The sequence below is a fragment of the Xanthomonas sp. NCPPB 2933 genome, from assembly GCF_056725225.1.
In genome coordinates, this window is the sequence record NZ_CM161518.1 from 1669627 (window position 1) to 1694729 (window position 25103).

Below are 25103 nucleotides of genomic sequence, written 5' to 3' on the forward strand. Positions count from 1 at the left end.
GCGCTCGGAGCCGGCGTCTATCCGCGATACATGAGGATGCCGAGTATCGGCTGCACCCGTCTGGCGGTAAGCGCAGCAGGTTTGCTGGTGCTCTCAGCGCAGCAAACCCTGCGCAACGGCCGCCAACCACTTCTCGATGCCCTTGCGGTCGCGTGCGCGCAGCAGTTTTTCGCCCTGCACGCGCAACTCGCCCAGGTGGATGTCGCGCACTGCACGGCGCACTTCCAGCAACGTGGCCGGATGCAGGCTGAACTCGGTGAGCCCCAACGCCAGCAACATCGGCACGAAGCGTGGGTCGCCGGCAATCTCGCCGCACACCGCCACCGGTTTGCCATACGCGCGCCCGGTGGCGATCACCTGCGCGATCAAGCGCAGCACCGCCGGATGCAATGGCGAATACAACTCGCCCAAGGCCTCGTTGTTGCGATCCACTGCCAGCAGGTACTGCACCAGATCGTTGGTGCCGATCGACAAAAAATCGATATCGTCGATAAAGCAGTCCAGCGCCAGGGCCGCAGCCGGCACCTCGATCATCGCACCCAGCGGAATGTGCTCGGCGATCTCGTGGCCTTGTTCGCGCAATTGCATGGCCAGCTTCTTGATCTGCCGCCGCAGCAGCTGGATTTCCTCGCGGCCACTGACCATCGGCACCAGAATGCGCACCGGCCCGTAGCCGGAGGCACGCAGGATCGCGCGCAATTGCGCCTGCGCTACCGCAGGGCGGGCCAGCGACAGCCGCACGCCGCGCAAGCCCAGCGCCGGGTTGTCTTCGTCGCTCAGGGTCAGGCCGGTGCGGTCGGCCTTGTCGGCGCCCAGATCCAGCGTGCGGATGGTGACCGGGCGGCCACTCATGCCCAGCACGGTGTCGCGATAGGTGTGGAACTGTTCCTCTTCGTCGGGCAACTCGTTGCGCTGCAGAAACAGGAATTCGGTGCGATACAGGCCAAGGCCGCTGGCGCCGAGCGCATGCGCTTTTGCCACGTCTTCCAGCGATTCGGCATTGGCCAGCAGCGTGATATCGACATTGTCGCGCGTGCGCGTGGGTTTGGAACGCAGCCGACCCAGCTCGCGCTGTTCCTTGGCCAGCGCGCGCAGACGCTCGCGGTAGTCGCGCAGATGTTCGGGTTTGGGATCGACGATCACCTGGCCCGAACCGGCATCGACGATCAAGACATCGCCATCGTCGATGCGCTGCAGCGCATCGCTCACGCCCACCACCAACGGCAGATGCAGGCTGCGCGCCAGGATCGCGCTGTGCGACAGCGTATTGCCGGCGGTGGTGACGATGCCGACCACGCCCTGCGATTGCAGCTGCGCCAGTTCGGACGGCGCCACGTTGTCGCAGACCAGGATCTCGCCGGCCACGCCCTTGAGGTCGGGCGCGCGCTTGTGCAAGAACGCGTGGATGCGGCCGATCACATGATCCAGATCGTCCATACGGCTTTTGAGGTACGCATCCTCCATGCCGTCGAACACCGCCGCCAGCCGGTCGCGCTGCACGCGCAAGGCGTAGTCGGCGCTGTAGCGGTGGGTGCGGATCAATTCGTCCAGACCTTGCAGCAGCTCCGGGTCGTCGAGCAGCAATGCATGCAGCTCGAGGAATTCGCCGACCTCGCGCGCCAGCGCGCCATGCAGGCGGTCGCGCAGTTGCTGCATTTCGGTGCGCGCCGCTTCGATGGCCACATGCAGGCGCTGCAGCTGCGTTTCCACCTGGTTGGCGGGCACGCGCTGCTCGGCGATTTCCAGCATGTGGCTCTGGCGCACGCGTGCGCGCCCGAGTGCGTTGCCGCGCGAGGCACCGTGTCCGCGCAAGCGCAGACTCATGCGCGGCCTTGGCGCAGCCGCGTGGTGTCCGTGTGCACCGCAGCGAGGTGGCGCATGCTCAGCTGTCCTCGTCGAAGCGACGCTCGAACAGGTCCACCAGCGCCTGCAAGGCCTCGGCTTCGTCCTCGCCATCCAGGCGCACCACCACGCTGGTGCCTTGGCCGGCGGCCAGCAACATCACGCCCATGATGCTCTTGGCATTCACCTCGCGGCCCTTGGCCGCCAGGGTGGCGTTGCTGCGATAGGACGACAGCGTCTGCACCAGCTTGGCGGTTGCCCGCGCATGCAGTCCGAGTCGGTTGGAAACTATGAGTTCGCGTTCAAGCATCGTCGATGATCGCTCCGTTGCGGGTGCCTGCCGCCGCGGTGGCGGGCAGCTCCTGCAAACCTTGTTCGGGGTAGTTCATCACCCGCAGCAGCATCGGCAGGCTCAGCGCGGACACCCGGCGAACCGGCGTGCCCAGCTTGGCCAACCGGTTGGCGAGATTGCTGGGGCTGGCGCCATACAGGTCGGTCATGACCAGCACGCCGTCGCCACTGTCGACCCGACGCATCGCAGATGACGCCTGGGGCAGCAAGGCGTCCAGGTCTGCATCCAGCGGTACATCGAATGCTTCGGTCTTCAGCGGCAAATGCCGCAACAGCCCCGTCGCCACGTTCAATAACGCCGCGCCGATGCCGGGATGAGTAATGAGGAGAATGCCACAGGCCATGCCGAAACGTTAACAGGTCGGCATGACTGCGCGATAGCGTTTGCCGGCACCGATGTGTTGCGAGATGAATAGCCGTTTAGGCGAGCGCTGCAGTTCGCCTCTGTTGGGCAGCAGCATCGGAATGTATTGGGAAGTTGCAGCGACGACCTAATTTTTGCAGACCTCGCAGAACTGCAAGGCACCGCTTTAACGAATCCCCAATTCCAAATCCCGAATCCCGAAAAAACTCAATCCTGCTCGCGATGAAACGTCGCCACTTCCGGCCAACCTTGTTCGCGTGCATGCCGCGCCATGCGCTCGGCCAGATACACCGAGCGGTGCTTGCCGCCGGTGCAGCCGAAGGCGATGGTCACGTAGCTGCGGGTGTCGTTGCGCAGCCGCGGCAGCCAGGTATCGAGCAGGTCCACGATCTGCGCGCTGTAGCGCACCACATCGGGCTCCTTGTCCAGATACTCGCGCACGCCGGCATCGCGGCCGGTGAGCGGGCGCAGCTCCGGGTCCCAATGCGGATTGGGCAACACGCGCGCATCGAATACGAAATCGGCCTCGGCCGGTACGCCGCGTTTGTAGGCGAAGGATTCGAACAGCAGCGAGAGCCGGTCGCTGGTGCCGAGCGCGAACTCGGTGACCACGCGGCGACGCAGCTGGTGCACGTTGAGCGCGCTGGTGTCGATGATGGCATCGGCCTGCGCGCGCAGCGGTTCGGTCAACTGACGCTCGCGGGTGATCGCTTCCGGCAACGCCAGGCCGAGGTGGCTGAGCGGATGGCGGCGGCGGGTGTCGGCATAGCGCTTGATCAGCGCTTCGTCGCTGGCTTCGAAAAACAGCAGCCGTGCTTCGATGCCGTATTCCTGCGCGGCCTGGCGCCATTGCGCCAATTGGGTGAGATCGCTGCGGCTGCGCACATCGATGCCTACCGCAAGTCGCTGATCGCCGAGCGGGTTGCCACGCAGCCGGCTGCGCACGAAATCCGGCAGCAGCTCCACCGGCAGATTGTCCGAGCAGTAGTAGTCCAGATCTTCGAAGGTCTTCAATGCGACCGATTTGCCCGAGCCGGACAGCCCGCTCACGATCATCAACGTGGAGGGCGCGGTACTCATGGCGTGCGTCGCTCCAGCAGGTTGCTATGGCGGGCGATGAACATCGCCGCCGGGTCGATGCCCTTGGTGCGCAGGATATGCAGCCGCGTCGCTGCCTCGGTCAGCACCGCCAGGTTGCGGCCGGGCATCACCGGCAGGGTGATCAGCGGTACGTCCAGATCCAGCACGTGACGGCTGCCGGAATCGCCGGTCAGACGCTCGTAACCGGACGGCGTGGGCTCGGTCATCGGGCGGGTCAGGTGCACGATCAGGCGCAGGTACTTGTTCTTCTTCACCGCGGTGTCGCCGAACATGTCGCGCACATTCAACACGCCCAGACCGCGCACTTCCAGCAGGTCCTGCAGCAATTCAGGGCAGGTGCCATCGAGCACATCGGGGGCGATCTGGGTGAACTCCGGCGCGTCATCGGCCACCAGGCGGTGGCCGCGGCTGAGCAGTTCCAGCGCCAGCTCGCTCTTGCCCGACCCCGCCTCGCCGGTGATCAGCACGCCGATCGAATAGATCTCCATGAACACGCCATGCAGCGTGACCCGTGGCGCCAGCGTGCGCGCCAGGTGGTAGGACAGATGATTGAGCAGTTCGTGGCCGCGCTTGGGCGAGATCCACAATGGCGTGCCGGATTCGTCCGCGGCCGCGCGCAGGTCTTCCGGGCACGACTGATTCTTGCTGAGCGCCAGCGCCAGCGGCTGCACCTGGATGATCTTCTCGATCGTCTCCCAGCGCTGGCGTGCATCCAGCGAGTCCAGCCAGGCCAGCTCTTCGGTGCCCAGGATCTGCACCTTGTTGGGGTAGATCACATTGAGGTAGCCGGCCAGCGACGGACGCCGCGCATTGTTGCTGCCGGCTTCGATCTCGCGGTGTTCGCCTTTCTGGCCGGCCACCCAGCGCAGCGCCAGCTTGTCGCGCTGCTGGTCGAACAGTTCGCGTGCGGTGATGCTGGTATTCATGCGGCGCTGGCCTGTGGTGGCGGCGCGTCGATGAGCAACGCCATCAAGGCGTCCGCATTGGGTGCGGCGCGCAATTGCAGACGAAATTCCGCATCCGAGAAGCGCTCGGCCAGTTCCGACAGCAGCATCAGATGTTGATGGGTGTAATGCGCAGGCACCGCCATCGCGAAGATCAGGTCCACCGGTTCATCGCCGCCGAAGGCCACCGGCGTATCCAGCCGCAGCAGCGCGCCGCGTGGCTCGGTGAGGTTGGGGCAGCGCCCATGCGGAATGGCGATGCCGTGGCCGATGGCGGTGCTGCCCAGCGCCTCGCGTTCGCACAGGTTGGCGTAGAGCTCGTCGGCGCCGGCCTGACGACAGGACAGCAGATCGGCAGCGGTATGCAGGACAGTGTCGCGATCGGCGGCCGGCGACACCACGGTGCGCACGGCCGCCATCAGATCGGTTAAAGGCATGAGGGCATCAAGCGAGAAGCGTCATGCGAGATTGTCGCGCACCTCGCGTGCGTGGTGGTTACATTTCTTTTCTTTGTGCTTGAGCACCAGGCGGTCGAGCTTGTCGACCAACAGGTCGATGGCCGCATACATGGTGGAGCCGCTGGCATCTGCGTGCAGGGTGCGACCGGGAAGGTTGACGGTGGCGACCACATGGTGGTCTGGCTTGCGAACGGCCAGCTGCGTTCGAACTTCACAGTGCTGGTCGAAATGGCGCTGCAGTCGCTGCAGCTTGCTTGCCACGTACTCCCGCAGGGCGGGGGTCACTTCAAGCTGGTGGCCATACGTCTCGATACGCATCGGATACCTCCATTGGTCGGTGGGCCAATGAACCTTTCCGGTGGTCCGACAAACCCGGCACAGGCCGGCGTTGCGGTGGTTGCAACGTCAGGCGATGCGCACGCGTTCGTGGGAGGCGGAAATGTTCATGGCTTCACGATACTTCGCAACGGTGCGCCGCGCTACAGGTACGCCGGAAGTTTTCAGCAGATCTGCCAACTTGGCATCGGATAACGGCTTGCGCGGGTTTTCCGCATCGATCAGGCGCCGGATCATCGCCTGAATGGCGGTGCTGGAGGCCTCGCCGCCGCTGTCGGTGTCGATGCCGGAGGCGAAGAACGAGCGCAGCGCAATGGTGCCGCGCGGGGTGCGCACGTATTTGCGCGCGATCGCGCGGGAAATGGTCGATTCGTGCAGGCCGAGCTCGCCGGCGATCTCGCGCAGGGTCAACGGACGCAAGGCCTGCGCGCCGAATTCCAGAAACCCGGACTGGTGCTTCAGCAAACAGCGCACCACCCGCAGCAGGGTTTCGCCGCGCGCTTCCAGGCTCTTGAGCAGCCAGCGCGCCTCCTGCAGCTGCCCACGCAGATAGCCGGCATCTGACTCGCCACAGCTGCGGATCAGGTTCTCGTAGCCGCGGTGGATGGTGACCTTGGGCTGCGCGCGGCCGGCCAGCGAGGCCCGCCACACGCCGCGCTGGCGCCAGATCACGCAGTCCGGCACCACGTAGGTGTCCTGCGACAGGTCGCCGATCTGCTTGCCCGGGCGCGGGTCCAGCGAGCGCACCAGTTGCACCGCCTGGTCCACGTCGGCGGTGGAGCGCTTGAGTTCGTGGGCCAGCCCGGCCACACCGCTGCGCGGCAGACGCTCCAGCGGGCCGGCGACGATCTGCAATGCCAACTCGCGTCCTGGCGTGGCGGGGTCGAGCACGGCCAGTTGCAGCGCAAGACATTCGCCCAGCGTGCGCGCACCCACGCCCACCGGGTCGAAGCGCTGGATCTGGTGCAGCACGGTGAGCACTTCGGCCTCGTCCACCGCTGCGCCGAGCGCGAGCGTTTCGAGAATGGCCGACAGCGGTTCGCGCAGGTAGCCGTCTTCGTCCAGCGCGTCGATCAGCATTGCGCCGATCTGGCGGTCGCGTGGCGACAGTGGCGACAGATGCAGCTGCCACAGCAGGTGATCGGCCAGTGTTTCCGACTCGGCCACCCGCTCGGCGGCATCGCCGGACTCGTCATCGTCGAAGCTGCCGCCGCTGCCCGAGCCGGTCCACTGCAGTTCGTCCTGCGACCAGTCGTCGTCGCGCTCTGCAGGCGTGGGGTCTTCGCGTGGGGTGTCGTCGGTGGAGGAAGCCGACGACGATGCGATCGGTGATTCGCTGGCCGCGTGCGCGGCCTCGTCGGCCCACTCCAGCAGCGGATTGGTCTCCACCGCTTCGGCGATTTCCAGTTCCAGCTCGGTGGTGGACATCTGCAATAGCTTGATCGCCTGACGCAATTGCGGCGTCATGACCAACTGTTGTCCTAGCGATGTCTGAAGCCGGGCTTTCATGCAGGCACTGACTGAGAAAATCGATGGCGCGGCGACGCGCTCAAAGGCGGAAAGTTTCCCCCAGATACACGCGACGGACGTCGGGATTGGCTAGCAATGCATCTGGTGCCCCCTGCGCCAGCACGCCCCCCTCAGCGAGAATATACGCGCGATCGCAGATTCCCAAGGTTTCGCGCACGTTGTGATCGGTGATCAACACGCCGATGCCGCGTTCCTTGAGGTGGATGATGATGCGCTGGATCTCGCCGACCGAAATCGGATCCACGCCGGCAAAGGGTTCGTCGAGCAGCATCATGCGCGGCTTGGCGGCCAACGCGCGCGCGATTTCGCAACGGCGCCGCTCACCACCGGACAGGCTGGCGCCCAACTGGTCGGACACATGGGTGATCTGCAGTTCTTCCAGCAGCGAGGTCAGTTCCTTCTCGCGCCCCGCACTGTCCAGGTCTTCTCGCAGCTCCAGCACCAGGCGGATGTTGTCGGCCACGGTGAGCTTGCGGAAGATCGAGGGCTCCTGCGGCAGATAACCGACGCCCAGTTTGGCGCGCGCGTACATCGGCTCGGCGGTGAGGTCGCGGCCGTCCAGCTCGATACGCCCGGCATCGGCCTCGACCAGGCCGACGATCATGTAGAAGCAGGTGGTCTTGCCGGCGCCGTTGGGGCCGAGCAGGCCGACCACTTCGCCGGCCTCGAGCGTGAGGCCGAATTCCTTGACCACTTCGCGTTGCTTGTACTTCTTGCGCAGACCGGTGGCGACCAGCATTACTTCTTCCCCTGCGGCTTGGCCGCGGCGGGCTTGGCGGCAGGTGCCGGAGCAGGCGTCGCCGCCGCAGGCGCCGCATTCTTCGGCTGGATGATGGTGCGCACGCGGCTGCCGTCGCCGCCGCTCTGCATGTTGCCGGTCTTGGTGTTGTAGACCATGCGCTGGCCGGCGTTGGTGCCCTTGGGCGAGTCGACCTTGTAATTGCCGGTCAGCACGATGACTTCGTTGGCAACCTGGTATTCGATGTTGTCGGCCTGGCCGTTCATCATCGCGCCGTCGTCCATCTGCTGCTTGAGCGTGGCCTGCTTGCCGACCAGCACCACACGGTCGGTCTGGCCGTTTTTCTGAAAGATATCGGCGGTGTCGGCGTGGATTTCCAGCGTGCCCTGGGTGATCACCACATTGCCGCTGAAGCGACACTTGCCGCTGTCGTCGAGCATGTTGCAATCGTTGGCGTTGGAATCGATCGCCATCGGCTGATTGCGGTCGCTGGTCTTGGCCATCGCAAGGGCGGGCAGCAGCAGCGCGGCAAACGCCAGTTTAGCGGGCAGCATTCGGTTCATAGCGGGTCTTGACCTGAGAAAGGAGCTTGTACTGGCGTGATTTGAGGTCGGCCTCGAAGCCGACCCCGCTCTGCATGATACCCGGCCGGCTCATGCTCACCGGGGCGGCGGTCTTGGCGAGGTTCTGCTGCGGGAACACGTCCAGGCTCTGGGTGCGGAACGTGGTCGGCGGCGTCGCGCCGGTGGTGGGGCTGTCGCCGGAGACATCGCCACGCAGGCGTAGTTCGTCGCCCTTGGGGCTGATCCAGCCGGTCTTGGAACGTAGCGTCCACGGTTGGTTGGCGTTGTCGGGCAGCAGAAACACGGGCGTGGTGATGTCCGAGGTCTGGTCTGCGCGGTTGCGGTGCATTTCCGGCGCACGCAGCGTCATCGATTCCTTGCCGGTTTGCTTGTCCAGCGCAATCAGTTCGAAATCGCGCAACACGTAATCGGCGCGCGAATCGTCGACCGCCGCCGCGACCGGGCGGGCGCGCTGTTGCCATGCCGACCAGCCGGAGATCACGGCGGCGACGAACAGCACCACGCCCAGGGTGGTGCGCCAGTTCCAGCTCATGCGGAAAACCTTTCGATGATGCTCTCGACCTGGCCTTGCGCAGCCAGCACCACATCGCAGACTTCACGCGCGGCACCTTCGCCGCCACGGGCCTGGGTGTGCCACTGCACGCGCTCGGCGATCCACGGATGCGCGTTGGCGGGTGCCACCGGCAGGCCGACCGCCAGCAAGGCGGGCAGGTCGGGCAGGTCGTCGCCCATGAACAACACCTGGTCCAGCGACAGGCCGTGCTCCTGGCACAGGGCCAGCACCGCCAGGCGTTTGTTCTTGACCCCGATCTGCACATGCAGGCCCAGATCCTGGCCGCGCTTTTCCGCCGACAGGCTGGCGCGCGCGGTGATCAGCGCGACATGGATGCCGGCGTGGTCGAGCTGCTTGAGCCCCTGGCCGTCCAGCACGTTGAAGGATTTGCTCTCGTTACCGGCGTGGTCGTAATACAGGCGGCCGTCGGTCAGAGTGCCGTCGACGTCGAAACAGGCCAGACGGACGCGCGCGGCGCGGTCGATCAGCTCGGCGGGCAGGTGCTGCAGTGGGGAATAGGGCATCGGCACGAATCGGTAAGAACGGGATTCCAACGTTTGAAACTGAACCTGTTAAACCACCTTGGCGCGCAACAGGTCGTGAATGTTCAATGCGCCGACCGCGCGCTGCTGCGCATCGACCACGATCAAACCGTTGATCTTGTAATCCTCCATCAGCCGCGCGGCCTCGGCGGCCAGCTGGTCGGCGCCGATGGTGCGGGGGTTGCGCGTCATCACCTGCGCAATGCCGGCGCTGCGCACGTCGATGTCGCTGTCCAGCGCGCGGCGCAGGTCGCCGTCGGTGAACAGACCGATCAGCCGCCCCTCGTTGTCCACCACCGCGGTCATGCCCAGCCGCTTGCGGCTCATTTCCATCAGTGCCTCGCTCAGGCTGGCGTCCTCGCGCACGCGCGGCAGGTCATCGCCGCTGTGCATCACATCGGTGATATGCAGCAGCAGGCGCCGGCCCAGGCTGCCGGCCGGATGCGAGCGCGCAAAGTCATCGGCGGTGAAGCCGCGCGCATCGAGCAGCGCCACGGCCAGCGCATCGCCCATCGCCAGCGAGGCGGTGGTGCTGGAGGTGGGCGCCAGATGTAGCGGGCAGGCTTCGGCGGAGACGCTCACGTCCAGATGCACATCGGCAGCCTGGGCCAGCGAAGAGCTCGGCCGGCCGGTCATGGCGATGATCGGGTTGCCCTGGCGCTTGAGCACCGGCAGCAGCATGCGCACTTCGTCGGATTCGCCCGAGTACGACAGCGCCAGCACGATGTCGGCCTCGGTGATCATGCCCAGGTCGCCGTGCCCGGCCTCGCCGGGATGCACGAAGAACGCCGGGGTGCCGGTAGAGGCCAGGGTGGCGGCGATCTTGCGCGCGATATGCCCGGACTTGCCCATGCCGGTGGCCACCACGCGCCCACGCGAGGCCAGTACCAGCCGGCAGGCCGCGGCGAAGTCGCTGCCGATCCGCGCGCCTACGCCGGCCAGCGCCTCGCGCTCGATCTCCAGCACACGCTGGCCACTGGCGACCAGGCTGGCGTCGCTGACGGTGGCGGTGGGCAGGTGCGAGACGGCCATGCGGGACTCGGGTGAAGAGTAGAATGTGCGCTCATTTTATGAGGAAACGCCCTTTGGACGCCGAAACCATCCGTAAACTCATCGAATCCGGCTTGCCCGAAGCCCGCGTCGACGTGCACGGCGACGACGGCGTGCACTTCGAGGCGACCGTGATCAGCCCCGCATTCGCCGGCAAGGCGCCGTTGGCGCGCCACCGCATGGTCTACGCGACCCTGGGCGAGTTGATGGGCGGGGCGATCCATGCGCTGCAGCTCAAGACGCTGACCCCCGACGAAGGCTGAGCGTTTGTCGGGTCTTGGCTGGTCGGGCTGCTCATCCGCCTCGATCGCAAGCGCCCGACAGGCTCCCGGCGACCCATCTCATTCCCCCCGACATCCTTTTCAGATTCCCTGAGATCCCATGGCAAAAATCGTAGTGACCGGCGGCCAAGCGCTGCACGGTGAGGTCAATATTTCCGGCGCCAAGAACGCGGTGCTGCCAATCCTGTGCGCGACCCTGCTGGCCGATGCGCCGGTGGAGATCAGCAACGTGCCACACCTGCACGATGTGATCACCACGGTGAAGCTGCTCAGCGAGCTCGGCGCCGAGGTCACCATCGACGAAGGCACGCTGGCCAAGGGCCGCTCGATCCTGGTCGACCCGCGTTCGGTCACCCATCAGGTCGCGCCCTACGAGCTGGTCAAGACCATGCGCGCCTCGATCCTGGTGCTCGGTCCGCTGCTGGCGCGTTACGGCAACGCCGAAGTGTCGCTGCCTGGCGGCTGCGCGATCGGCTCGCGTCCGGTCGACCAGCACATCAAGGGTCTGCAGGCGCTGGGTGCGGACATCAACGTGGAAAACGGCTACATCAAGGCCACCAGCAATGGGCGTCTGAAGGGTGCGCGCTACGTGTTCGACATGGTCAGCGTCACCGGCACCGAGAACGTGCTGATGGCTGCGGTGCTGGCCGAAGGCACCACGGTGCTGGAGAACGCAGCGATGGAGCCGGAAGTCACCGACCTGGCCGACTGCCTGATCGCGCTCGGTGCGCAGATCGAAGGCGCCGGCACGCCGCGCATCGTGGTGCAGGGCGTCGAGCGCCTGGGTGGCGGGCACCACGCGGTGCTGCCGGATCGTATCGAAACCGGCACCTTCCTGGTCGCCGCAGCGATGACTGGCGGCAGCGTCACCGTGCGTCGCGCGCGTCCGGATACCCTGGATGCGGTGCTGGACAAGCTCACCGAAGCCGGCGCGACGATCACCACCACCGCCGACAGCATCACGCTGGACATGCATGGCAAGCGCCCGCGCGCAGTGAGTCTGACCACTGCGCCGTACCCGGCGTTTCCGACCGACATGCAGGCGCAATTCATGGCGCTCAACTGCGTGGCCGACGGTGTGGGCGTGATCAACGAAACCATCTTCGAAAACCGCTTCATGCACGTCAACGAACTGCTGCGGCTGGGCGCGGATATCCAGGTCGAAGGCCACACTGCGATCGTGCGCGGCGCCGAACGCCTCAGCGGCGCGCCGGTGATGGCAACCGATCTGCGCGCGTCGGCGTCGTTGATCCTGGCCGGTCTGGTCGCCGACGGCGACACCACCATCGATCGCATCTACCACCTGGACCGTGGTTACGAAAACATCGAGGAGAAGCTGGGGGCGCTGGGCGCGACCATCCAGCGCACCGCATGATCCTGCGCGGACGCTTCACCACCCGCCGCAAGGTGCTGCTCGGCGTGATCGTGCTGATCCTGGCGTGGCTGGCCTACGCCTGGTCGGTGGGCATGGCGATCACCCAAGGCGTCGAGTTCAAGGACATGGACTGGAACAACGACGGCACTGCCAGCCGTGATGAGATTGCGCAGTCGTTCTACGCGGTGGCGGTCAAGAAGACCGTCGAAGGAAAGCGCCATTGCGACCTGTTCTACTGGCGCAGCACCGATGCGCAGATCCGTGTGGATTGCCGCACGGTGTTTAGTACTGGCGATGACAAGGCTGCGGCCAAGCCCTAAGGCGTGACTAGGTCGGCGCGGATGGATCACTTTTGCAGCAAGTGATAGGTCCGTGCGGATAGACCACTTGTGGAGCTGCTGATCTGGGACTTCGTTGCAGGGTCCTTGCCCGCCCACCCTCGCAGGACACGCCGCAAGTACGTCCGTGTAGGCTCTTACGCGGCATCCATGCCGCGTAAGGTCCCGCGACGGTGGGCGGACAAGGACCAGTCGAGAGGGGCGGTGTGCATGGTGCAAGCAATGCACGATGCATGTTGTTCGGATAACGGTGAGTTTGGTCAGCTTCCAACGCAAGCCGAGCAACCAACAAGCTTTTAAGAAAGCAACCGACTAACTCTCTGGTGCGGTGAGGGCACCGCACGCTCGACTAACTTGGCTTTTGACCTAAGCATTTGACTGCATCTATGACGACGCGCCGACTCGAAAGATTGGTTGGCTTTGAGTAGTTGGACAATGCGAATAGATCGCTTCTAGAGCAGATGATCTGCGGCTTTGCTGCAGGGCCCTCGCCCTCCCACCATCGCGGGACACGCCGCAAGTACGTCCGTGTAGGCTCTTACGCGGCATCCATGCCGCGTAAGGTCCCGCGACGGTGGGCAGGCAAGGCCCGTCGAGATGGTCGGTGTGCAAGATGCAAGCAATGCATGAGGTGCTTCTAATTCGCCAACTCTCATGTAGTTGCGACCCGCAGCAGCAAGCCAATGCAACTAACGAGATGGCCCGCTTTTCACCGAGCTACCGACCAACTCTCTGGTGCGGTGTCCTTACCGATTGCGGGACCGTGTGGCGGCATGGATGCCTCCACCGAGCCCCCAGGGAAGGGTTCACGGCGTGTCCCGCGAGCGGTGAGGGCACCGCGCCCTCGACTCAGCAAGCGTTTGACTGCACTAAACGACTCTACCAACTGCACTAAACAACTTTACGACCGGAACTACGCTGGCAACTAAGCCTCTGGTCGAAGGTTTGGCGCGCTCAGCGCAGCGCCTTGATGGTCAGGTCCAGTGCGTCCTGGCCCTTTTCCTTCTGCAGCAAACGTGCCGGGACCGGCAGGTCCTTGACCACCCAGGCGATCAGTTCCTTGTCGCCGTCCACGCGCGACACCTTGGTCGCCTGTTCCTGTTTGCCGTTGACGGTGATGGTTTCCTTGCCGACAACCTTGTAGCTCATCGGCTTGATGCGGCCTTCGTCCACCATGCGGTAGTTGAGCGGCTTGCCGGCGGCCAGGTCGCGGGTGATCGCCAGGTTGATCAGCAACGCGTCCATGTCGCCCGGCTGCAGTTTGACCGGGCCGCGACGGTCCGGCTTGATGTCGCCGCCCCAGGTCGCCTGGCTGGTCTTCCAGTCGTAATTGGCAGTGACGTTGCGGCGCTTGACCATCATCGACGAGGTGTCGTTGCTGCTGACCGGGCGCAGTTGACCGTTGCTCTCTTCGAACACGGTGCTCTGGGTCAGATTGGCCAGCTGGTTCTGGATGGTGAGCGTGTAGCGCCACTGCTTGTCGCCGGCCGCGGCCAGGGTCATGGTGCCGTTGGCCTGCATGCCCATGTAGTTGGCCGAATAATCGGCCTGGAACGGCTGCACGGCGAGTGCGGGCAGGCTGGCCGCGGCCAGTGCGGCAGCGGCAATCAGCGAAGATGTGCGGGAAATGGATTTCATGGCTCAGGCTCCTTGGTATTCGACCAGGCGCAGATCGACCTGATCCTCACCTTTGTCACGTTGCAGGATGCGCACCGGCGTAGGAACCCCGTTGGCGATCCAGAGGATGGTTTCGTTGTCGCCGCTGTTGACGCGGTACACGCGCAACGCGTCGTAGCTCAGATCGCCGACCTGCACCACTTCGGTGGCATCGGCGACCTTGTAATCGTATTTGCGCACCCGGCCGACATCGACGTAGCGATAGCTCAGGCTGCGCCCGGGTTGCGCGTCGCGCATTAGCGACAGGTTCAACGACAGCGCGCTCTGGTCGCCACGCTGCAGCGGAATCGGCTGTTGGCGCTCTTTCTTCAGATCACCGTCCCACTGCGCGCTGGCGGTCTGCCAGTTGTAGACGCCGGTGACCTTCTTGCCGAAGAACATCGCCTTGCGCACGGTGCTCTGGCTCAGCGGCACATAGGTGTCGCCATCGACCTGGAACACGGTGCTCTGTTCCAGGTTCAACCCCAGGATGCTGGCAAAACCCTTGCGGCCGCGCACCGACATGTCGATGCGCCACTGGCTGCCCTCGCCGTGGCTGACCTGCATGGTGGCATCGCCGGCTTCCTTGCCGCGATAAAACGCCTGGTAGGTCGCAACGAAGGGTTGCAGTGGCGGTGGCGTCCAGGTGCTGGCAGGCAGTGCAGCTGCAGAGGCCGGCGCAGCCGGCGGTGCCGCAACCGGGGCAGGAGCAGGAGTAGCTGGCGCAGGCACGGCAGGGGCCTGTTGCGCACGGCCGGTACCGGCTTGGGCGAGCAGGGCGGTGGTCAACAGCGCGGCGGCGATCGGGATGACGTTCATGCGCTGAGAGCGGGGCACGGGGCCCGCGAGGATGTCCGAGGAAGGATGAGGAGGGCGTATCCGCATTCAGGCGAGTGCGGTGTCATCGGACTCTAGTCGCAGTGGCGTAAACAGGCACTGACCGTCGATGTGGACGCTATCGCCGTGCACCGCCACGCGCCCGCTGGCGAGCAGGTTCAGCGTGGCCAGCAGCAACGGGTGTTCGCGCGCGAGCACGCGGGCGGCCAGCTGCTCGGCGGTGTCGTCGGGTAGCACCGGCACGCGCGCCTGTGCGATCACCGTGCCGGCATCCAGTTCCGGCACCACCAGGTGCACGCTGGCGCCATGCTCGGCATCGCCGGCCTCCAGTGCACGGGCGTGGGTGTGCAGGCCGCGGTACTTGGGCAGCAGCGAGGGGTGGATATTGAGCATGCGCCCGGCGAAGCGACGCACCAACGGCTCGCCGAGGATGCGCATGTAACCGGCGCAGATCACCCAATCCGGCTGCGCGGCGGCGATGGCATCGCCCAACGCGGCATCGAAGGCAGCGCGGTCGGCGAAGTCGCGCGGGCTGGCGCTCCAGCGCCGTTCCTCGCCCACCTTCTGCAGGACCGGCGCCTGCGGGCGATCGGAAAATACCCCGACCACCTCTGCCTGCAGGCGGCCGCAGGCGATCGCATCGAGGATGGCTTGCAGATTGCTGCCGCGGCCGGAAGCCAGCACGGCCAGACGCAGACTCATTCGGTCGGATTCGCTGATGTCATGGGGGCAGTGCGTGTCACGCTGCAGCGGCGGTCGGAGCGAACAAGGTCTTGACCTGCGGGCGCAGCAGCACCACCAGGGTAAACACGCCGACGACGGTGCCGAACGGCATGAAGGAGCAGGAAATGCCGGCCACAATCAGGCACAGCAGATGCCGTCTGCGCTGGGTAATGCAGCGGCCCGCGTAGGCCATGAACGCCGCCAGCGTCAGGCCGCAGCCAATGAACACAGCCGCGAACGCCACGAAGAACCAGCCGAACAATCGCGGATCCATTGATGGTGCGTCCGCATTGGCATTTGTCATGGGCAGGTGCCCGGTGATGATTGCAATGCCCATGAATAGATGGATCAACGGGAAAAGCGAAAACAGGGCAGTGATGGCGGCCAGCACATAGTGAAAGATCGACAGCAGTTTCAGATGCTGGAGATCGTCAGCGCTGGCCGATGCCGGCAGTGCGCGTGGGGAAGCGTCCATGCAGCTCTCCTCGATCAACCGATCCGCACGCGCTCGTCGCCCTGTGCCGGGACCACCTGGCCGATGCGCCAATGCGCCAGCGACTGCGCATCCAGCGCCTGCTCCAGCGCGGCGGCCTGCTCGGGCGCGGCGATCAGCACGAAGCCGATGCCGCAGTTGAAGGTGCGCCACATTTCGGCATCGGCCACCGCGCCTTCGCGCTGCAGCCAGGCGAATACCGGCGGCAACGTCCAGGCCTTGGCGTCGATGTCCAGGCCCAGACCATCGGGAATCACCCGGATGATGTTTTCGGTCAGCCCGCCGCCAGTGATGTGCGCCATGGCGTGGATCGTCGGGCCGTGCGACTTGAGCAGCGCCAGGATCGGCTTGACGTACAGCGCGGTCGGCGCCATCAGCGCATCGATCAGCTTGACGCCATCCTCCAACACCAGCTCGGCCGGGGCGCCGGCGCGCTCGTAGATCTTGCGGATCAGCGAATAGCCGTTGGAATGCGGGCCCGAAGAGGCAATGCCGATCAGCACGTCGCCTGCGCGCACCTGCGCGCCATCCAGCAACTGCGATTTTTCCACCGCGCCCACGGTGAAGCCGGCCAGGTCGTATTCGCCCGGCGGATACATGTCAGGCATCTCGGCGGTTTCGCCACCGATCAGCGCGCAACCGGACAACTCGCAGCCGCGCGCAATGCCGCCGACCACGGCCGCGGCGGTGTCCACATCCAGCTTGCCGGTGGCGAAGTAGTCCAGAAAGAACAGCGGCTCGGCGCCCTGCACCAGCACGTCGTTGACGCACATGCCGACCAGGTCAATGCCGATGGTGTCGTGCCGGCCCAGCTGCTGCGCCAGCTTGAGCTTGGTGCCGACGCCATCGGTGCCGGACACCAGCACCGGCTCCTTGTACTTGCCCGACAGGTCGAACAAGGCGCCAAAACCGCCCAGGCCACCCATCACCTCCGGCCGGAAGCTGCGCTTGACCAGCGGCTTGATGCGTTCGACCAACGCGTTGCCGGCATCGATGTCGACACCTGCCTCACGGTAGGTCATGGGCGAGGGATTGGAAGGCGTTGGGCTGGTCACGGGCGGGGAGGGCTCGGCTGTAAAGGCGGCGATTTTAGCAGCCACGTTGGCGCTGGCGTCCCATTCGGGCAACAATTCACCCGGATACGCTTAAGTCATGGAACCGTCGATGCGCCGCAGTCTCGCTTTCTTTCTCGCCCTCGTGGTCGCCGCGCCCGTGCTGCCGGCCTTCGCACAGGCCGATCTGCGCACCGAAGGCGATGTCGCCAAGGCGCAAAGTGCCTACGATGCCGAAGTGCCGGTCAACAGCCAGAGCGAGTCCGATCGCCCTGGCGCCCTGGCGCGCGCGCTGGGCGCGGTACTGGGCAAGGTCTCCGGCGACCGCGGCGCGATGAGTCGCCCCGGGGTGTCGCAGGCGTTGCGCAATGCGCCCAACTACGTCGAACACTACGACTACCGCCAGGATCAGGGCACCTCGCGCACCGGCGCGCCGACCTTCCGTACCACCCTGGTGGCGCGCTTCCGGCAAACCGATGTGGACAGTCTGATCGCGGCGCTGGGGTTGCCGGTGTGGCCGCTGCCGCGTCCCAAGCCGGTGCTGTGGTTGGCCATCGACGACGGCAGCGGCCCGCGTCTGGTCAGCGTGACCCAGGCCAATGCCGCGCGCAGCGTGCTGGACCGGGCCATCGAGCGTGGCTACCGGCTCGGCCTGCCAAGTGGCGCGGCCGCCGAGCAGGCACTGGCTGGCGCGATTTGGCGTAAGGACACCGCTGCGGTGTCGCGCGCATCGGCCAAATACAGCCCGCCGATGCAGCTGATCGGCAAGCTCTACCGCACCGACGCCGGTTGGACTGCCGACTGGGTGTTCGTCGACAACGGCAACGTGCTGTCCAGCTGGACCAGCAACGACGGCGACGCGCGACGCGCGATGGCCGCCGGTGCCGACGGTGCGGCTGATGCCTTGGTCAAGCGCTATGCCAAGCGGGTGGACTCGGGCGTGCCCGGCGTCTATCGCGCGGTGATCACCGGTATCACCAGCGCCGACGATTACTTGCGTGTCTCGGCCGCGCTGCAGGGCGTGTCGGTGGTGCGCAGCATCCGCCCGGTCAGCGCCAACGGCGACCGCATGGAAGTGGATCTGGAATTGCTCACGGGCATTTCCGGCCTCAACCGTATGCTCGGCGACAACAGCCCGTTGGTACCAGTGTCGGTACCGACCGAGGGCCCGATCATTCTCGAAAACGAGCACGCCGAGTACCGCCTCAAATGACTTTGACTCCCGAAGCCGAAATTGCCCTGTTCCTGCGCCGCCTCAAATGGGTGGCGGTGATTGTCGGCGTGCTGTGGGTGGTCTCGCTGCTGTCGCCGATCCTGACGCCGTTCGTGCTGGCGTTGCTGCTGGCCTGGCTGGGCGACCCGCTGGTGGATCGCATCGAGCGTGCCGGACGCTCGCGCAACATGGCGGTGTCGTTGGTGTTCGTGCTGGCGCTGCTGCTGTTCGTGCTGGCGCTGATGATTCTGGTGCCGATGATCGAGCGCCAGATCATGACCTTGATCGACGCGCTGCCGCAGATGCGCACCTGGGCGATCAGTACCGCGATTCCGTGGCTGGAAGCCAAGACCGGCGTGGAGCTGATGGGCTGGCTGGACCCGGAGCGTCTGATCGACTGGATCCGCAGCCATTGGGAGCAGGCCGGCGGCGCCGCAAAGACGTTCTTCGGTTACGTACAGCGCTCGGGCTTTGCGATGGTGACCTGGGTGATCAACCTGGCGCTGCTGCCGATCCTGGCGTTCTACTTCCTGCGCGACTGGGACCGCCTGGTCGAGCGCGTGGCAGCGGTCATCCCGCGTGCCTACATCGGCACCGTGAGCCGGTTGGCGCTCGAATCCAACGACGTGCTCGGCGGCTTCATCCGCGGCCAGTTCCTGGTGATGCTGGCGCTGGGCGTGATCTACGCCACCGGCCTGTCCATCATCGGGCTCAATCTGGGGCTGCTGATCGGCATCATTGCCGGCTTCATCAGCTTCATTCCGTATCTGGGCGCCACCACCGGCATCGTGCTCGCCTTGCTGGCGGCCGTGGTACAGGCACAGGGTCTGGATCTGAAGTTGCTGATCGGCGTGGGCGTGGTGTTCACGGTCGGCCAGTTGCTGGAAAGCTATGTGCTGACCCCGCGTATCGTCGGCGACAAGATCGGCCTGCATCCGGTGGCGGTGATCTTCGCAGTGATGGCGGGCGGCCAGTTGTTTGGTTTCCTCGGCATGCTGCTGGCGCTGCCGGTGGCAGCGGTGGCCAACGTGCTGCTGCGCTACGCACATGAGCAGTACACCCACAGCGATCTGTACGCAGGCGAGCGCGCCGGCATCGTGCTGCAATCGGGTACTACCGAGCGCAGCGTGATCGTCGAACCCGGCAAGGACGCAGATCGGTTGTGAGTGTTCCGCAATTGCCACTGGCGTTGCGCGCGCCGCCCGATCAGCGCTTCGATAGTTACATCGCCGCGCCCGAGGGGTTACTCGCGCAATTGCAGGCCTTGGCTGCGGGGCAGGTGAGCGACTGGCTGTATCTGGCTGGCCCCGCCGGCACCGGCAAGACGCATCTGGCACTGTCGCTGTGCGCGGCGGCCGAGCAGGCCGGCCGCGCTTCTGCCTATCTGCCGCTGCATGCGGCGGCAGGTCGATTGCGCGATGCGCTCGAAGCACTGGAAGGGCGTAGCCTGGTCGTGCTGGATGGTCTGGACACCATTGCCGGGCAGCGCGACGACGAAGTGGCCTTGTTCGATTTCCACAACCGAGCGCGCTCTGCCGGTACGACGCTGCTGTACACCGCGCGGCAGATGCCCGATGGCCTGGCGTTGGTACTGCCGGATCTGCGCTCGCGGCTGTCGCAATGCATCCGCATTAGCCTGCCTGTGCTCGACGATGCGGGGCGTGCTGCGGTGTTGCGCGATCGTGCGCAACGGCGCGGGCTGGCATTGGACGAAGCGGCAATCGACTGGCTGCTGACCCATAGCGAACGCGAACTGGCCGGGCTGGTGGCCTTGCTGGATCGGCTGGATCGCGAATCGCTGGCTGCCAAGCGCCGTATCACGGTGCCGTTTTTGCGGCGGGTGCTTGAGGATCGTGGGTCTTAGAGCGGCTGAGAAACGACTGCGTTTACCGCGTGTTCCGAGGGGTGCTGAACGCTACTGATAGATCAGTTTCAGAGCGGCTGATCTGGTGTTTGGCTGCAGGGCCCTTGCCCGCTCACCATCGCGGGACACGCCGCAAGTACGTCCATGTAGGCTCTTACGCGGCATCCATGCCGCGTAAGGTCCCGCGACGGTGAGCGGGCAAGGGCCAGTCGAGATGGTCGGTACGCATGGTTGCAAGCAAGGCATGACGGGTGCTGTTTGAATAATGCCGCGTCCGATCAGCTTCGCAACGCAACGAGATCAACAGGCAGGCTTTCAACAAAGTAACCGGCTCACTTTCTGGTGCGGTGTCCTCGCCGCTTGCGGGACCGTGTGGCGGCATGGATGCCGCCACCGAGCCTCCACGGACGGATTCACGGCGTGTCCCGCAAGCGGCGAGGGCACCGCGCACTCGACTGACCATGCTTTTGACTTACAACGTTTGAATGTATCTAAACAACATAAGTCGATATCTTTGTTGCTGTGAGCTGATTGAACGGTATTGATGCGTCGGTTGCAGAGCGCTTGATCTGCGGTTTGTCTGCAAGGCCCTTGCCCGGCCACCATCTCGGGACACGCCGCAAGTACGTCCATGTAGGCTCTTACGCGGCATCCATGCCGCGTAAGGGCCCGCGACGGTGGGCGGGCAAGGGCCAGTCGAGATGGTCGGTGCGCATGGTTGCAAGCAAGGCATGGCGGGTGCTGTTTGAATAATGCCGCGTCCGATCAGCTTCGCAACGCAACGAGATCAACAGGCAGCCTTCCAAGAGAGTAACCGACTCACTTTCTGGTGCGGTGTCCTCGCCGATTGCGGGACCGTGTGGCGGCATGGATGCCGCCACCGAGCCTCCACGGACGGATTCACGGCGTGTCCCGTGAGCGGCGAGGGCACCGCGCACTCGACCGACTAGGCTGTTGGCCCAAGCATTCGACTGCATTTAAACGCCGCGACGACTTGAAATCTCGGCGGCCAACACGTTGCCGCCATGGATACAGCCTTCAAGAGGTTTTGTCAGCCACTCTCGATTACGGATTTTTGCAGCTGTATGGTGCGATCAGCTGCCGTCGTGCAGCAGTTGCGCATCCAGTTCCGCCAACCGCTGCGGTGTGCCCACATCGGTCCAGCGCCCCGGATGGTGGATGCCGTCGATCAAGCCTGCCGCCATCTGCGCGCGCAGGATCGGTGCCAGCGCAAACCGCGGTGCTGTGCCGGTCTGCTCTGGTAGCTGGCCGATGACCGATTGCCAATCGCGTAGCAGCGCAGGCCGATAGACACCGATGCCGGCGTAAGTGTGGGTTGCAGGCAGATCGGCGCTGACCTTGCCATCAGCCTGCAACGCGAAATCCGCTCGCGCCGCATACGCAGGTTGATCGACCAGCACCAGTTGCGCCAGTCCTGCCGGCGCGCTCGACAGCCGCGCGAAATCGAAGTCGGTCCAGATATCGCCATTGACCAACAGAAACGGGGCATCGCCCAGCAACGGCAACGCATGCAGCATGCCGCCACCTGTCTCCAGCGGTGTGGCGCCCTCGTAGGAATAGGTCAGGCGCAGCCCGAACGCACTGCCGTCGCCCAGCACTTGCGGAAATTGCTCGGCCAACCACGAGGTATTGATCACTACCTCGTCCACGCCCAGCGCGGCCAGCTTGCGCAGATGCCAGACGATCAGCGGCGTGCCGCCGACCTTCAACAACGGCTTGGGCGTGCGTTCGGTGAGCGGCCGCATGCGCTCGCCAAATCCGGCCGCGAAGATCAGGGCCTTCATGCGCCGGCCTGCGTGGAGCGCGCCGCCAAGGCAGGTTTGACCCGGTCTTCCAGTAGCCCGATCAGCGGCGCCAGTTCGCTGTAGCGCGGCAGCACGTCGTCCAGATAGGCGATGAAGCGCGGCACGTTATCCAGATACCAATGCTTGCCGTCGCGATGGCTCAGGCGCGAGAAGATGCCCAGATTCTTCAGGTGCCGCTGCACGCCCATCCAGTCCGCATCGCGCAGGAAGTGCGCCAGCGGCGGCACCGGTAATCCGGCCGCTAGGGCACGTGCGTGATAGCGCTGCAGCCAACTATCCACGCGTGCGATCGGCCAACTCACCGAGGTGTCCTTGAACAGACTGATCGGGTCGTAGGCGATCGGGCCGATCACGCAGTCCTGAAAATCCAGCACCGCCGGTCCATTGCTGACCGGCATCAGATTGCGCGGCATGAAATCGCGATGGGTGAACACGCGCGGCTGCGCCAGTGCGTTGTCCATCAAACGGCGCTGCACCAGTTGCAGTTGCTCGGTGTGCTCGCAGCCCAGCTGCAGCCCCAGATGGCGACCGAGAAACCATTCTTCGAACAGGCCGGCATCGCGTTGCAGCAGCGCCTCGCCGAATACACCGCTGTCGGCGGGCGGTGGAATGCGCTGCAGCAGCAACAACTGATCGATCGCGTCATCCAGCAATACATCGGCATTGGCGTCGGTCAGTACCTGCGCCAGCGTCGGTACGCCCAGGTCCTCCAACAGCAAGAATCCGGTTTCAAGATCTTGCGCAAGCACTAGCGGCACGCGCACGCCGTGCTCGCCGAGCAGTGCATGCATGCGCAACCACGGCGCCACATTTTCCAGCTCGGGTGGCGCATCCATCAGGATGCGATCCATGCCGCTCCCTTGGGTGCGCCAATAACTGCGAAATCCCGCATCGACCGACGCACGTTGCAGGGTGGCCTGCGAATCATCCAGCGTGTGCCGCGCCCATTGCAGACGGAGCGCATCGCGCGCGGTATCGGGAAGCAACGATGACGTCATGAGTAAATGCTGTGTCGTGAAGTGAGGCGCCGCCACGTCAGAGTGGCGGCGGGTCGATCAACGCTTGCTGCCGCTGAACAGCCGCAGCAGTGCCAGGATCGCGATCGCACCCAGCAACGCGCCGAGGAAACCGGCCGGTTCGCCTGCGTGGTACCAGCCCATGTAGCGCCCGAACCAGCTGGCCACCACTGCACCGGCGATGCCCAGCACGATGGTCAGCAGGCAACCCAGGCGCTGCGTGCCCGGCGTAATGAAACGGGCCAGCAGCCCGACCACGAAGCCGACCAGAATGATGTAAAGCCAGCTGTCGCTACCGAAGAGATTGTTCATTGCAGGCACTGAGGTAAGTGGGATCGGCAGACTAGCACTTCACTAAGCGCAAGCCCCTCTCCCACTAGCACTTCCATCAGTCAACGCAGGCCAATGGCATGCATCGGTTAAACCGCCAACTCAGCAGCAGCCATGCCCGCCATGACGGGTGCCGCTGTCGGCGGCCACCGGCGAGCCGCTGGTCTCGCCGCGCAGGCAGGCGGCGTGATGCTCGGCAATCACCTTGGCCACGCAGGCAGTCACGCGCTTGCCCATCGGGATGTGCAGGAACTCGTTCGGGCCATGTGCATTGGAATGCGGGCCGAGCACGCCGGTGATCATGAACTGCGCGCCGGGGAACTTCTCGCCCAGCATGCCCATGAACGGGATCGAGCCGCCTTCGCCCATGTACATGGCCGGCTTGTCGAAGAACGCCAGGCTGGCGTCGTCGATGGCTTTTTCCAGCCACGGCGCCATCTCGGGCGCATTCCAGCCGGACGATGCCTTTTCCAGTTCCAGGGTCACCTGCGCGCCGTTGGGCGGGTCGCGCAGCAGCGCTTCCTTGAGCAGTTCGCCACAGGTTTTGCCGTCGGCAGTCGGCGGCAGACGCAACGACAGCTTCACAGCGGTTTGCGGGCGCAGCACATTGCCGGCCGAAGCCAGCGGCGGCATGCCGTCCACACCGGTGATCGACAGCGCAGGGCGCCAGGTGCGATTCAACACCAGCTCGGTGAGGTCGTCATGCATCGGCACCAGGCCATCGACCATCGGGAATTTGTCGAAGATGGCCGTATCCAGTGTCGCCGCCGCGGCCTTGGCTTGCGTGAGTCGTTCGGTCGGCACCTCCACATGCAGGCCTTCCAGCAGGATGCGGCCGCTGGCTTCGTCCTCGATGCGCGAGAGTAGCTGGCGCAGCAAGCGGAAGCTGGACGGCACCACGCCGGAGGCATCGCCCGAGTGCACGCCTTCCTCCAGCACCTTCACGCTCAGGTTGCCGCCGGTCAGCCCGCGCAGCGAGGTGGTGCACCACAGCTGCTCATAGTTGCCGCAGCCCGAATCCAGGCACACCACCAGCGACGGCTTGCCGATGCGCTCGGCAAGGTGGTCCACGTAGGCCGGCAGATCGTAGCTGCCGGATTCCTCGCAGGCTTCGATCAGCACCACGCAACGCGCATGCGGCAGCCCCTGGGTGCGCAGCGCCAGCACCGCCGCCAGCGAACCGAAGATCGCGTAGCCATCATCGGCGCCACCGCGGCCGTACAGCTTGTCGTCGCGCAGCACCGGCTCCCACGGGCCGAGGTCGGCGTCCCAGCCGGTCATTTCCGGCTGCTTGTCCAGGTGGCCGTACAGCAGCACGGTGTCGTCGCCCGATTCGGCGCCGGTGGCCGGAATTTCGATGAAGATCAACGGCGTGCGGCCTTCCAGGCGCACCACCTCGACCTGCATGCCGTCGATCGCCTGCGCCCGCGCCCAGGTTTCCATCAGGGTGACCGCCCGCTCCATGTAGCCGTGCGCGACCCAATCGGTGTCGAACATCGGCGACTTGTTAGGGATGCGGATGTAATCGACCAATTGCGGGACGATCTCCCGATCCCACGTGTCGCTGATGAATTGGTCGATCTTGGCGCTGTCCATGAAGACTCCGAATGCGTGAAGTAACGGCACATTCTACGCCGGGGCCTGATGGTCGCCTTTGCGAGGGGAGGGGGTAGGTATTTCCCTACAAGGCGGCGCGCAGTTCACC

The 25103-nt window shown here is 65.1% G+C and carries 28 protein-coding genes; 6 read left to right on the forward strand and 22 right to left on the reverse strand.

The window, feature by feature from the left end; all coding sequences use genetic code 11:
• Nucleotides 1-93 precede the first annotated feature (93 nt).
• The 13 genes from ptsP to AC1PLU_RS06875 all read right to left on the reverse strand — a co-directional run bounded on the left by ptsP (nucleotide 94) and on the right by AC1PLU_RS06875 (nucleotide 10376).
• Nucleotides 94-1824 (reverse strand): phosphoenolpyruvate--protein phosphotransferase, encoded by a 1731-nt coding sequence (gene ptsP, locus AC1PLU_RS06815; protein ID WP_481108048.1) that lies wholly within the window; start codon nucleotides 1822-1824, stop codon nucleotides 94-96.
• Between the two features lie 58 nt (nucleotides 1825-1882).
• Complete coding sequence (locus AC1PLU_RS06820; protein ID WP_005913389.1) at nucleotides 1883-2152, reverse strand: HPr family phosphocarrier protein; 270 nt, start codon at nucleotides 2150-2152, stop codon at nucleotides 1883-1885.
• Nucleotides 2145-2537 carry a PTS sugar transporter subunit IIA gene (locus AC1PLU_RS06825; RefSeq protein WP_006451266.1) on the reverse strand — a complete coding sequence of 131 codons (393 nt, stop codon included), beginning with the start codon at nucleotides 2535-2537 and terminating at the stop codon, nucleotides 2145-2147. The genes AC1PLU_RS06820 and AC1PLU_RS06825 overlap by 8 nt, the downstream gene beginning before the upstream one ends.
• Nucleotides 2538-2764: 227 nt before the next feature.
• Complete coding sequence (gene rapZ, locus AC1PLU_RS06830; protein WP_023904637.1) at nucleotides 2765-3637, reverse strand: RNase adapter RapZ; 873 nt, start codon at nucleotides 3635-3637, stop codon at nucleotides 2765-2767.
• Nucleotides 3634-4584 (reverse strand): HPr(Ser) kinase/phosphatase, encoded by a 951-nt coding sequence (gene hprK / locus AC1PLU_RS06835; protein WP_006451268.1) that lies wholly within the window; start codon nucleotides 4582-4584, stop codon nucleotides 3634-3636. The genes rapZ and hprK overlap by 4 nt, the downstream gene beginning before the upstream one ends.
• Nucleotides 4581-5039 carry a PTS sugar transporter subunit IIA gene (locus AC1PLU_RS06840; RefSeq protein ID WP_104550256.1) on the reverse strand — a complete coding sequence of 153 codons (459 nt, stop codon included), beginning with the start codon at nucleotides 5037-5039 and terminating at the stop codon, nucleotides 4581-4583. The genes hprK and AC1PLU_RS06840 overlap by 4 nt, the downstream gene beginning before the upstream one ends.
• A 21-nt stretch (nucleotides 5040-5060) precedes the next feature.
• Nucleotides 5061-5378 (reverse strand): ribosome hibernation-promoting factor, HPF/YfiA family, encoded by a 318-nt coding sequence (gene hpf, locus AC1PLU_RS06845; protein WP_006451270.1) that lies wholly within the window; start codon nucleotides 5376-5378, stop codon nucleotides 5061-5063.
• Nucleotides 5379-5465: 87 nt separating this feature from the next.
• Complete coding sequence (locus AC1PLU_RS06850; protein WP_481108049.1) at nucleotides 5466-6905, reverse strand: RNA polymerase factor sigma-54; 1440 nt, start codon at nucleotides 6903-6905, stop codon at nucleotides 5466-5468.
• A gap of 40 nt (nucleotides 6906-6945) precedes the next feature.
• Nucleotides 6946-7665 (reverse strand): LPS export ABC transporter ATP-binding protein, encoded by a 720-nt coding sequence (lptB, locus tag AC1PLU_RS06855; protein WP_023904635.1) that lies wholly within the window; start codon nucleotides 7663-7665, stop codon nucleotides 6946-6948.
• Entirely contained in the window at nucleotides 7665-8228 is a 564-nt protein-coding gene (gene lptA, locus AC1PLU_RS06860) for a lipopolysaccharide transport periplasmic protein LptA (protein WP_104550254.1), read from the reverse strand. The genes lptB and lptA overlap by 1 nt, the downstream gene beginning before the upstream one ends.
• Nucleotides 8206-8781 carry an LPS export ABC transporter periplasmic protein LptC gene (gene lptC / locus AC1PLU_RS06865; protein WP_481108050.1) on the reverse strand — a complete coding sequence of 192 codons (576 nt, stop codon included), beginning with the start codon at nucleotides 8779-8781 and terminating at the stop codon, nucleotides 8206-8208. Before lptC ends, lptA begins: the two co-directional genes overlap by 23 nt.
• Nucleotides 8778-9326: an HAD hydrolase family protein gene (locus AC1PLU_RS06870; protein ID WP_115040597.1), complete on the reverse strand. Its 549-nt coding sequence runs from the start codon at nucleotides 9324-9326 to the stop codon at nucleotides 8778-8780. Before AC1PLU_RS06870 ends, lptC begins: the two co-directional genes overlap by 4 nt.
• Before the next feature lie 48 nt (nucleotides 9327-9374).
• A complete protein-coding gene (locus AC1PLU_RS06875; RefSeq protein WP_168959300.1) occupies nucleotides 9375-10376 on the reverse strand; it encodes a KpsF/GutQ family sugar-phosphate isomerase in 1002 nt (333 codons plus the stop codon).
• Nucleotides 10377-10429: 53 nt separating this feature from the next.
• Between AC1PLU_RS06875 and AC1PLU_RS06880 the strand changes: the two genes are divergently transcribed.
• The 3 genes from AC1PLU_RS06880 to AC1PLU_RS06890 all read left to right on the forward strand — a co-directional run bounded on the left by AC1PLU_RS06880 (nucleotide 10430) and on the right by AC1PLU_RS06890 (nucleotide 12370).
• Nucleotides 10430-10657, forward strand: coding sequence for a BolA family protein (locus tag AC1PLU_RS06880; RefSeq protein WP_016905061.1), 228 nt, complete (start codon nucleotides 10430-10432; stop codon nucleotides 10655-10657).
• 118 nt (nucleotides 10658-10775) lie between these two features.
• Nucleotides 10776-12050 carry a UDP-N-acetylglucosamine 1-carboxyvinyltransferase gene (gene murA, locus AC1PLU_RS06885; RefSeq protein WP_074057366.1) on the forward strand — a complete coding sequence of 425 codons (1275 nt, stop codon included), beginning with the start codon at nucleotides 10776-10778 and terminating at the stop codon, nucleotides 12048-12050.
• Complete coding sequence (locus tag AC1PLU_RS06890; protein WP_006449248.1) at nucleotides 12047-12370, forward strand: hypothetical protein; 324 nt, start codon at nucleotides 12047-12049, stop codon at nucleotides 12368-12370. Before murA ends, AC1PLU_RS06890 begins: the two co-directional genes overlap by 4 nt.
• Before the next feature lie 972 nt (nucleotides 12371-13342).
• Here AC1PLU_RS06890 and AC1PLU_RS06895 read toward each other — a convergent pair.
• The 5 genes from AC1PLU_RS06895 to purM all read right to left on the reverse strand — a co-directional run bounded on the left by AC1PLU_RS06895 (nucleotide 13343) and on the right by purM (nucleotide 17227).
• Nucleotides 13343-14026: a DUF3108 domain-containing protein gene (locus AC1PLU_RS06895; RefSeq protein ID WP_481108051.1), complete on the reverse strand. Its 684-nt coding sequence runs from the start codon at nucleotides 14024-14026 to the stop codon at nucleotides 13343-13345.
• A gap of 3 nt (nucleotides 14027-14029) precedes the next feature.
• Nucleotides 14030-14863 carry a DUF3108 domain-containing protein gene (locus AC1PLU_RS06900; RefSeq protein WP_268214524.1) on the reverse strand — a complete coding sequence of 278 codons (834 nt, stop codon included), beginning with the start codon at nucleotides 14861-14863 and terminating at the stop codon, nucleotides 14030-14032.
• 66 nt (nucleotides 14864-14929) lie between these two features.
• A complete protein-coding gene (gene purN / locus AC1PLU_RS06905; protein WP_481108052.1) occupies nucleotides 14930-15583 on the reverse strand; it encodes a phosphoribosylglycinamide formyltransferase in 654 nt (217 codons plus the stop codon).
• A gap of 37 nt (nucleotides 15584-15620) precedes the next feature.
• Nucleotides 15621-16079, reverse strand: a complete 459-nt coding sequence (locus AC1PLU_RS06910) for a hypothetical protein (RefSeq protein ID WP_481108053.1) — start codon at nucleotides 16077-16079, stop codon at nucleotides 15621-15623.
• A 14-nt stretch (nucleotides 16080-16093) separates the two neighbouring features.
• Nucleotides 16094-17227, reverse strand: coding sequence for a phosphoribosylformylglycinamidine cyclo-ligase (gene purM / locus AC1PLU_RS06915; RefSeq protein WP_481108054.1), 1134 nt, complete (start codon nucleotides 17225-17227; stop codon nucleotides 16094-16096).
• Between the two features lie 22 nt (nucleotides 17228-17249).
• Between purM and AC1PLU_RS06920 the strand changes: the two genes are divergently transcribed.
• From AC1PLU_RS06920 to hda, 3 genes are read left to right on the forward strand one after another with little or no spacing between them, the layout of a single operon-like run.
• The gene (locus AC1PLU_RS06920) at nucleotides 17250-18362 is read left to right on the forward strand and encodes a DUF2066 domain-containing protein (protein WP_255085704.1); all 1113 of its coding nucleotides are present in this window, start codon (nucleotides 17250-17252) and stop codon (nucleotides 18360-18362) included.
• Complete coding sequence (locus AC1PLU_RS06925) at nucleotides 18359-19528, forward strand: AI-2E family transporter (RefSeq protein ID WP_023904621.1); 1170 nt, start codon at nucleotides 18359-18361, stop codon at nucleotides 19526-19528. The genes AC1PLU_RS06920 and AC1PLU_RS06925 overlap by 4 nt, the downstream gene beginning before the upstream one ends.
• Nucleotides 19525-20226: a DnaA regulatory inactivator Hda gene (gene hda, locus AC1PLU_RS06930; RefSeq protein WP_481108055.1), complete on the forward strand. Its 702-nt coding sequence runs from the start codon at nucleotides 19525-19527 to the stop codon at nucleotides 20224-20226. Before AC1PLU_RS06925 ends, hda begins: the two co-directional genes overlap by 4 nt.
• Nucleotides 20227-21320: 1094 nt before the next feature.
• Here the strand turns inward: hda and murU are convergent.
• From murU to AC1PLU_RS06950, 4 genes are all read right to left on the reverse strand, one after another.
• Complete coding sequence (murU, locus tag AC1PLU_RS06935; protein WP_481108056.1) at nucleotides 21321-22031, reverse strand: N-acetylmuramate alpha-1-phosphate uridylyltransferase MurU; 711 nt, start codon at nucleotides 22029-22031, stop codon at nucleotides 21321-21323.
• Nucleotides 22028-23050, reverse strand: coding sequence for an aminoglycoside phosphotransferase family protein (locus tag AC1PLU_RS06940; protein WP_481108057.1), 1023 nt, complete (start codon nucleotides 23048-23050; stop codon nucleotides 22028-22030). Before AC1PLU_RS06940 ends, murU begins: the two co-directional genes overlap by 4 nt.
• A gap of 57 nt (nucleotides 23051-23107) precedes the next feature.
• Entirely contained in the window at nucleotides 23108-23380 is a 273-nt protein-coding gene (locus tag AC1PLU_RS06945; RefSeq protein WP_006452367.1) for a GlsB/YeaQ/YmgE family stress response membrane protein, read from the reverse strand.
• A 120-nt stretch (nucleotides 23381-23500) separates the two neighbouring features.
• Complete coding sequence (locus tag AC1PLU_RS06950) at nucleotides 23501-24994, reverse strand: M20 family metallopeptidase (protein WP_481108058.1); 1494 nt, start codon at nucleotides 24992-24994, stop codon at nucleotides 23501-23503.
• Nucleotides 24995-25103: the final 109 nt, after the last annotated feature.